This window comes from Leptothrix ochracea (assembly GCF_041083635.1).
GTDB lineage: Bacteria > Pseudomonadota > Gammaproteobacteria > Burkholderiales > Burkholderiaceae_C > Sphaerotilus > Sphaerotilus ochraceus.
Genome location: NZ_JBFPHB010000012.1, coordinates 1 through 8,566 on the forward strand (window position 1 = coordinate 1; position 8,566 = coordinate 8,566).

At 56.4% G+C, this 8,566-nt stretch carries 6 protein-coding genes; 2 read left to right on the plus strand and 4 right to left on the minus strand.

The features are described from left to right. Nucleotides 1–270: 270 nt before the first annotated feature. Both dcd and AB3X39_RS05460 read left to right on the plus strand, forming a co-directional pair. A complete protein-coding gene (gene dcd / locus AB3X39_RS05455) occupies nucleotides 271–840 on the plus strand; it encodes a dCTP deaminase (RefSeq protein ID WP_009453194.1) in 570 nt (189 codons plus the stop codon). Nucleotides 841–973: 133 nt separating this feature from the next. Then, nucleotides 974–4,294: a PAS domain-containing protein gene (locus AB3X39_RS05460; RefSeq protein ID WP_369416349.1), complete on the plus strand. Its 3,321-nt coding sequence runs from the start codon at nucleotides 974–976 to the stop codon at nucleotides 4,292–4,294. A 73-nt stretch (nucleotides 4,295–4,367) separates the two neighbouring features. On the opposite strand, the gene AB3X39_RS05465 is transcribed toward AB3X39_RS05460, so the two are convergent. The 4 genes from AB3X39_RS05465 to AB3X39_RS05480 all read right to left on the minus strand — a co-directional run bounded on the left by AB3X39_RS05465 (nucleotide 4,368) and on the right by AB3X39_RS05480 (nucleotide 8,297). Then, entirely contained in the window at nucleotides 4,368–5,693 is a 1,326-nt protein-coding gene (locus tag AB3X39_RS05465; protein ID WP_369416350.1) for a UDP-glucose dehydrogenase family protein, read from the minus strand. 155 nt (nucleotides 5,694–5,848) lie between these two features. After that, nucleotides 5,849–7,012, minus strand: a complete 1,164-nt coding sequence (locus tag AB3X39_RS05470; protein WP_369416351.1) for a FimV/HubP family polar landmark protein — start codon at nucleotides 7,010–7,012, stop codon at nucleotides 5,849–5,851. A 47-nt stretch (nucleotides 7,013–7,059) separates the two neighbouring features. Next, nucleotides 7,060–7,806 carry a phosphate/phosphite/phosphonate ABC transporter substrate-binding protein gene (locus tag AB3X39_RS05475; protein WP_369416352.1) on the minus strand — a complete coding sequence of 249 codons (747 nt, stop codon included), beginning with the start codon at nucleotides 7,804–7,806 and terminating at the stop codon, nucleotides 7,060–7,062. Next, nucleotides 7,803–8,297 carry a PAS domain-containing protein gene (locus AB3X39_RS05480; protein ID WP_369416353.1) on the minus strand — a complete coding sequence of 165 codons (495 nt, stop codon included), beginning with the start codon at nucleotides 8,295–8,297 and terminating at the stop codon, nucleotides 7,803–7,805. Before AB3X39_RS05480 ends, AB3X39_RS05475 begins: the two co-directional genes overlap by 4 nt. Nucleotides 8,298–8,566: the final 269 nt, after the last annotated feature.

Consider the following 8,566-nt stretch of genomic DNA (forward strand, 5'->3'; position numbering starts at 1 on the left):
CACACTTATCGGCTGCAAATTTTTAAAGAACTTCTCGCCGTCTTGCGAGTCGCTAATCAGTCAGTGATCAGCAGAGAAACGAGATTTTGCCTGTAAACGTAATCCCTGTCAAGGGTGTGGGTATTAAGCCCTCCGGGCAAGCACCCATTCTTTTTTTGTCTTGGTGCGTCCGCAGAACGCCTCGGCCAGCCTTGAGCAACGCAGCACCTTTTGATCCGGTCCTTCTAGAATCGGTCATCGACCATCTTCACAACTTCCCTTTCTATCTATATGAGCATCAAGAGCGACTCTTGGATTCGTCGCATGGCCGCCGAACAGCAGATGATTGAGCCCTTTGAGGCCAGCCAAGTTCGCACCAACGCACTGGGACAACGCATCGTTAGCTATGGAACATCCAGCTATGGCTACGATATTCGTTGCGCGCGCGACTTCAAGATCTTCACCAATGTTCACTCTACCGTGGTGGATCCCAAGAACTTCGATGAGAAAAGCTTCGTTGACTTCCACGGTGACGTCTGCATCATTCCTCCGAACAGTTTTGCCTTGGCAAGAACCGTTGAGTACTTCCGTATTCCACGCAATGTGCTGACCATCTGTCTCGGCAAGAGCACCTATGCCCGCTGCGGAATCATCGTCAACGTCACCCCCTTCGAGCCAGAGTGGGAGGGCTTTGTCACCCTCGAATTTTCGAACACAACCCCTTTGCCCGCGAAGATCTACGCAGGTGAAGGTTGTGCGCAAGTGGTGTTTTTCGAAAGTGACGAAGTTTGCGAAACGAGCTACAAAGACCGAGGAGGTAAATACCAAGGCCAAGTCGGCGTTACGCTGCCTAGAACGTAGGACTCACACCAAGACTGTTCACTCCCTTTCTGTGTGCTTGTCCACTGTTTGCACAGGTATCCTTCAGCAAGCGGTCCGATGACCGACAGTTCGCTGCGTACACTGTGCCTCCAAATGGACATTTTCATGTTTCATGAGTGCGATCACCAACGCTGTCCCGCTCAACATCAGCCTGTTTGAATGCCTTGCGGAGCCTGTACTGGTTTTCGACGCATCGGTACGCCTGATTTATGCCAATCGATCAGCCCTCGAAGCACTGCCATGCGATGCAGGCATGGGATGGTCCGAACTGGGCCGGGTTTTTGATGTCACGATCCTCGAGTGGCTCCGTGAATCCATCGAAAAACCGGCAAGCGCTCCTTTTCCCACACCGCCAGCATCGCTGGTTCACGGTCATCAAGGGCCGGTCGTCACGGCACTTGGGGGACAACGCTGGGCCTTGGTCCTGCCGATTGAAGCCACCGGACGAGTGCTTGGTCCTCGTGTACACCACGACAAATCAATCCAAGTCGAACAAGAAAAAGCGCTCCATGACATTCTCTGGAGCGTTCCCTTTCCTGTCATCTTGCAGGATGAGTCATTCCGGTTGATCGATGCCAACCCCATGATGGCTGCCTTGATCGGCGTTCCACGTGAGCAACTCATCGGTCAAGATCCTGTACGCTGGCAAACCACGGAAGAACAGTCCCCGCAGCAGTCACGACGCCAAGACTGGTTGCACGCCACCCCGGAAACACGTGCGCCCCATTTGTCCCATCAAACCTTCGTGGATGACAAAGGTGCGCGCCATGCCACCCAAGCGGCGACCTATATTCTTCAAAATCGAGAACAGCAACGGCGCTTCCTCTCGATCCTGCGTGAAACACCCACCCCTAATGGGGATGCACCCCACTCGTGGTCAGGACTCGATAGTGCGTCGCAGGACATGCAACTGCTTGAACTCGACGAGTGGTTTGCACAACTGCCCCAAGCCATGATGTTGCTCGACGAAAACGGTCGGGTTCTACGTGCAAACCATGCCTTCGATACCCTTCTTGGTTTTCGCTTGGAGGATGTGAGCGAAGCCTCTCAAGAAATTCGTCTACTGCTGCACTGGGGTCGGACTCGGCTGACCGTCCCCTTAGAGCCTGGGCAGTCATGGTTTACGCCCGAAGCTTTCGTGCCCGGCCAACCAGACCAAGTGCCCAAGCGGGTTCGATCGCTACTGCGCTGCCATACGGCACCCAACAAGCAGCGGCGTTATATGTATGCCCTTGATGAGCGCCCGCCAGAAGAGCGCCGTGATCCTCGGCGCGTCCAACCAGGCTCCCTTTTCGATATGTCGGGGGCAGGCTCTGCCATTACCCGTGAGCGTGAAATGGCGTTGTCGCACCAAGCCATCAAAGCGGGACCTATTCCTCATCTGATGACCTCTCATGGCCCCCAAGGCCATCAGACCGTGAGTCGAGATCGGGTTCTGCCCTCCTCTTTGCACGAGTTTGAACGCCTACAACATGCCTGCAAACATGGGGAGCGTTGCGAGGTTAGGTACGCGATTCGGGATGCAGAGCAAGGTGAGCGGTGGTTTTTGACCCGCGTGGAACCCGACCCTCAACTTGCACATGGCGTATCGGTGATCACATTTGATATCACGGAACAACAATTAGCCCGCGAGCGTGCAGAGCATTTGATGGCCGAGCTCCATGCCATTTTGGAAGGTTCTCCTGCGGGCATTGCATCCTTGCGTGGATATCAAGTGGTGCGCAGTAACCGCCGCTTTGAGCGCATCTTGCATCTCCACGCTGGGGGGGCCATCCACGCCGACCTACGGTCCTTACTCGCAGCAAGAACCGGGGGACTGCGCAATCCGCCGGAGTTGATGAAATGTATCGACCAAGGGGACATCTTCGAAGATGAGGTCCATGTCATTTACGAAGATGGCCTGATGCATTGGTACACCGTGACCGTACGCCGGGCCGGCCCTGCCGGGCCCACAGCCGATGCCGTGGTGGTTTTGTCTGAAACGTCCCGACTGCGCTATCAACAAGAACAGCTCGAAACAGTCACCAGCGAACGGGCCAACCTTGCTCAAATCCTGCATCAACAAAGTGACCGCAGCCGTGCAGTTCTTGATGCCATGCTCGTCGGTGTGGTGACGGTGAATCAACAAGGGACCATCACTTGGCTGAACCGCCCAGCAAGACGGATGTTCTGCGGTGATTTGAAAGATTTCTACGGCGAACCCTTGGCCTCCGTGGCCCCCATGAATGAGCCAGACCATCCTTTCCGGCACTGCACCTCCATGCTCGAAAAGATGGCCGATAGCGATTCAGCGCAATTTGAGGCGCATGTTCAAGGGCGCGATGGCCGCCGTTTTCTCGTGGTCGGCAACATGGTTGCCACCCTTAATCTTTCAGGCGGTCGTGAATTAACTTTCGCCCTGATGGATATGGACCAGCGACGCATGGCTGAAGCACGCGTGGCCGATGCACGGGGCATGCTTCAGCGCATCATGGCTGCGGCCCCCATGGCGATCACGGTTCACGATGCCAGCACGTTGGCCATCGAACAAATGAACCCGATTGCAGCCGATCTCGCAGGGGTACCGGCTGAAGAAGCGATTGGCTGCACACCCGATCAACTCTTCCCTCCGGATTTGTCCAATCGGCTACGGGACGACATGCGAACCGCATTAAGTCAACCCACGATATTGACCCAGCGCGAATACCACATTGATAGCCAAGGCACGCGGACTCTGTGGGATGCGCGCTTCGTTCCTTTGGCCCGGGATGGTGAGCAACCCGATCGCATCTTGCTGGTCGCCGCCGACATCACCGCCCAACGTGCAGAGTTGGGTGTCTTGGTTTCTCAGCGCGAAATGCTGGTTCAAGAGGTTCAGAACCGGGTTCGCAACAATCTCCAAGATGTCACGGGTCTTCTCAAGCAAGCGGGTATACGCCGCCCCGAGGTCCATGGGGTGATCACTGAGGTCATCGGCCAAGTGCAGGCCATTGCCCAAATCTATGGCCTATCCACGGGCCCACAAGGTTTGCTGAGCGTGGTGGATGTGGTTGAGGCTGTTGCCCAATCCGTGCAGCACACGTTTGGTCAAATTTTCGAGCTTCAGGTGCATCCGGCCACGCTGCCGTGGCTGCTCCCCGATGGGGAGTCCATCCCGTTTGCCTTGATCATCAACGAGCTGATGAGCAACGCCGTCAAGCACAGCACCAGTGACTCACCCTTGAGCTGTCAGCTACAGCCGATCCACCAAGGCATTCGGCTTGAAGTGGTGAATGAGGGTTTGCTGCCATCGAACTTCCGCGTCGAGCACCGCCCCACCAGCGTCGCGGGTTTGGGCCTGGTACGGGCGCTTCTGCCTCGACGCCACGCGTCACTGTCCATCGAGCAAAACGGCGATCACGTCTCCGCCATCATTGAGCTGCACACCCCGGTGATTACCCGTCCTCCCGAGTAAATATTCGCAGTGGGGCAGCCGGGAAAAGGGCCGCATGCATTTTGCGGGCCCTTCCCGTTGGGATCAGCGCGCCTCAGGGGCGACCGATTGCGTGATATTCGAGTCCAAAGGAACGAATCAAGGCCGGCTCGTAGAGATTACGGCCATCAAAAACGATCTTGTCTTTGAGCGCCGCAGCCAAATGTTCAAAGTCGGGTGTGCGGAACTCTTTCCATTCAGTGACGATCAACAAAGCATCCGCGCCAGACACAGCAGCTTGGGCCGATGAAACATCATTCACAGCCTCTTGGACATCCCCCAACTGGCGTTTGGCTTCATCGATCGCCACAGGGTCATACACCTGAACTCGTGCGCCACGCGCCAGAAGAGCCCGAATAATCACAAGACTCGGTGCCTCACGCATATCGTCGGTGTTGGGCTTGAAAGCCAAACCCCAGATCGCGAACGTCCGGCCAGACAAGTCCTCGCCATAACGGGTGACAACCTTGTTCACCAAAACCATCTTCTGATCTTCGTTGACGGCTTCCACCGCAGCCAAGATGCGTGAAGGCAATCCAACATCAGCGGATGTTTTGGCCAAGGCTTTCACGTCCTTCGGAAAGCAAGAGCCGCCATATCCAACCCCCGGGTAGAGAAAGTGCGTGCCAATCCGAGGATCTGAACCAATGCCCTGGCGCACCAGCTCAATATCAGCGCCGACCCGCTCGGCCAGTCGGGAAAGCTCATTCATGAAGCTGATACGGGTGGCCAGCATGGCGTTGGCCGCATATTTGGTGAATTCGGCGCTGCGAATATCCATCACCATCATGCGGTCGCGATTGCGCACAAAGGGCGCATACAGGGCACGCATCAATAAGATGGCGCGTTCATCTTCCGCCCCAACCACCACACGGTCGGGTCGCATGAAGTCTTGGACAGCGGCACCTTCTTTGAGGAACTCCGGGTTGGAGCACACCGCAAAGTCCAAGGTCATCCGACGCTTGGCCAACTCATCGGCAATCGCGGCTTTGACCTTGTCTCCTGTGCCCACGGGCACAGTGCTCTTATCGACCACCACCTTAAAGTCAGTCATGCGCTGACCGATGCTGCGTGCGGCAGACACCACATATTGCAAATCGGCGGAGCCATCCTCATCCGGAGGCGTCCCCACAGCAATGAATTGGATCGTGCCATGCGCCACCGCATGATCCACATCGGTGGTGAATTCAAGACGCCCCGCTTGGACGTTGCGCTGGACCACCTCCAGCAAACCCGGTTCATGGATCGGGATGCCGCCCTCCTTAAGAATCCGAATCTTGGCCGGATCAATGTCCAGACAAAGCACATGGTTGCCCATCTCAGAGAGACAGGCTCCGGTCACAAGTCCGACATAGCCGGTCCCGATCACAGTAACTTTCATGAAGAACTTTCCGTCATAAAAAGAGCGGCGACACCGGTTTGAAAAGTCAGACCCCCAAGGGATCCATACCTCACACCGACATTCACCGCTCAGATAAGCCAATTGAAAATCTTGCCTGCGCCTCTCAAAAAGCGTGGCAAGACTCTATGCGCGCATCACAACCGGGCCATCGCCCCTTGGGCTTCTTCTTTTTGGCCTTCATCACCTTCACGCAACACAATTTCGAGTTGCTTGCGCGAGGCATCACGATCTTTGAGTTCAAGGTAGGCGCGCGCCAAAACCAAACGCAACGCAGACTCCGCCAAAACATTGGGCACCTGCGGTGGAACAGCACCCTCTTTCTGCACCATCAGCACAGCAGCATCGTTCTGCTCAAGCTTCTTGGCCAGATCCAACGCTGCCGTGGAAACAGTGGTCGGCGCCCTGAGTGAGGCACGTTTGGTGGCGGCCGCCTCCATCACAGCAGCGGCCTCCGCCATCATTTGCTCAGACGGGGCTCTACGCAGTACGTAAACCAAAACCCCGGCACCAATGGTCACAATGAGCAGCCCAACGGTCCACGCCCAAGCGTTCCCGTCACCCCCATGCCCTCCTGCCCCCGTATCCACGGTCACGACGGGTGTCGCTGTGGCCGTATGACTGGCAGCGGAGGCCACCGCCGACACAACCACCGGGGACGCTGCTTCAGCAACGGCCACCGGCGATGAAGGTGGTTGAGCCACCGCCACCGAGGCCGCCGAGACAGCCGCCAGCGGTCGAGCACTGCTCGTGGCGACCTCGGGAGGAGTCACCACCTTCGGTACCGCGACCACAGGCATCTTGGTCGCCGCTGCTGGCACGGGCTTCACCACCGCCTCACTCGGCATCGATGCAGCAGCCGTCAAGGCATATAACGCAGAAGCTTTGGCTTGACGATGGCTACCCTGTTCGGCCATCAGGGCTGAAGCTTTGGCCGAATCTTCAGCCCGAATCTCCGCCAAGGTTGGCAAGGTCAGGACAGCCCCTTTGCGCAAGCGATCAACGTGCCCCCCCACAAAAGCATCTGGATTACGCCGCAAGATCGCCACGATGGCTTGATTGCGATTGACCCCAGCTTGCGTCCCCGCAATGGCTCGCCCCGCGATATCCCACAACGTATCCCGCGCTGTGATCGGTGGCAGTTGCAACGCTGAATCACCAGCACGAACCGGTACAGGCGCTGAAGCCGACGAAACAGCGGCTAGAGGCTCGGCGGCCAGCGTCTGCAAGGAAGCAGCTGCTAGGGCCAACGCCATCAGGGTATGCGAGAAGGAGCGTTGCATGGCCTTGGACACATTCACGAAGAAATTAGGGGAAGAAAAAACGGACCGCCAGCCGACATCAACCGTCAAACTGTCAAGGTATCCATCAAATCGATCATGAACTCAGTGTCTTCTTGCGTTTGAATCTCCCAGCCTTTCAAGCCCAAGGATTCCAAGACACGCTGCCCGGCTGGGTCGGCATTCATGGCCAACAAAGCTTCGACAAGGTGTTCTCGATGGTCTTTGAAACGCGGGCAAACCAAAAGAACATGGCGCACAACACTGATCTGACTGGTCACCAAGGGACGCAATTGCTTGCGAACCACGGGGCTGAGTTGATCGTAGGCATCTTTGAGAAAGTAACCCACATCTGCTTGACCGCGCAGTAAATTCTTCGCCACCAAGGTGTACGAATTCACTGTTTGCATCGCTACGTTCTTGGCATTCAGATCAGCTGGCTCCAGCATGATCCGGCCAATCATATTGACGTCAGGATCATCCGTGGCGGCAACACGTGTCCCTGGTTTCAGGTCTTCGATGTGTCGAATCGGGCTCTCATCGAGCACGGCGACCACAGCCTCATCGGCTTTGCCCACCGGCGCGGCCACAGCGACAAAGCCCTTCTCGCGCACCAGCATGACCGCATCGAAGGGATTGGCATAGATCAGATCGACCTTTTCCTCTTCGAAGGCCTGGCGCTGTGACTCAAAGTCATCATAGAGCTCGAAGTGGATACGGACATCCAGCTTGCGTTGCATCCACGTATTGAAGATGTACCAGCCTGCGATGTTGTCAGGGGGAAAGTCGGGGCTGGCCGTCAGATTGAAGGTCATGCTTTCTTCTCCTCGGCGAGCATGCGGGTATAAAGCTCGGTGCACTCGTTGATCTTGGTACGCGAGGGCTTACGACGTACCGAGGTGTAGCCGATGACTTGATCGTTACGGATATTGGGAATAGCCGTGGCAAAAACCCAGTAATAGCAACCATCTTTACGAAGGTTCTTCACGTAGCCCTGCCACGTCGTTCCACGCTGCAAAGTCGCCCACAGATCTGCGAAGGCGGCAGCTGGCATGTCAGGGTGACGCAGGATGCTGTGCGGTTGCCCGATCAGCTCTTCCCGGGTGAAGCCCGACATATCAACGAAAGATTGATTACCGTGGGTGATGTTCCCTTTGGTATCCGTACGGGAAACGATCAGCTTCCCATCGGGATACGGAACTTCTTTATCGAGTGTCAATACCGTCCGGCAGAGACCTTCGTAGTAGCACAGCCGATGCTCGCGGTAGGGTCCTTCCGCGAGCTGGACTGGTTCCATGTCTTTCATGATGAACCCTGCGACAAATGTTATGCGTAATAGTGGACGAGCAACCGTTCACGGCCATCAGTGAGGCGAAGCGGAGCGCGTGCTAGAGGGAACAAGCCCCTGCACCGCTTCGCGCAAACGTGAGACGGGCACCCCAAAAAGATCAGATGATCTTGCTGATGCTGTCAGCTGCGCGCTTGACGTCCAAGAAAATCAGGCCCAAACGAGCATTGGACTTCAACAAAGCCGTGATCACCGCATCCGGACCCGCGTGAGCCATCAGCACATAA

Excerpts from the sequence above, each read along its gene's own strand:
- AB3X39_RS05475 (WP_369416352.1), bottom strand. The coding sequence starts at position 7,806 with ATGACCTTCAATCTGACGGCCAGCCCCGACTTTCCCCCTGACAACATC.
- dcd (WP_009453194.1), top strand. The coding sequence starts at position 271 with ATGAGCATCAAGAGCGACTCTTGGATTCGTCGCATGGCCGCCGAACAG.
- AB3X39_RS05460 (WP_369416349.1), top strand. The coding sequence starts at position 974 with ATGAGTGCGATCACCAACGCTGTCCCGCTCAACATCAGCCTGTTTGAA.
- AB3X39_RS05465 (WP_369416350.1), bottom strand. The coding sequence starts at position 5,693 with ATGAAAGTTACTGTGATCGGGACCGGCTATGTCGGACTTGTGACCGGA.
- AB3X39_RS05480 (WP_369416353.1), bottom strand. The coding sequence starts at position 8,297 with ATGAAAGACATGGAACCAGTCCAGCTCGCGGAAGGACCCTACCGCGAG.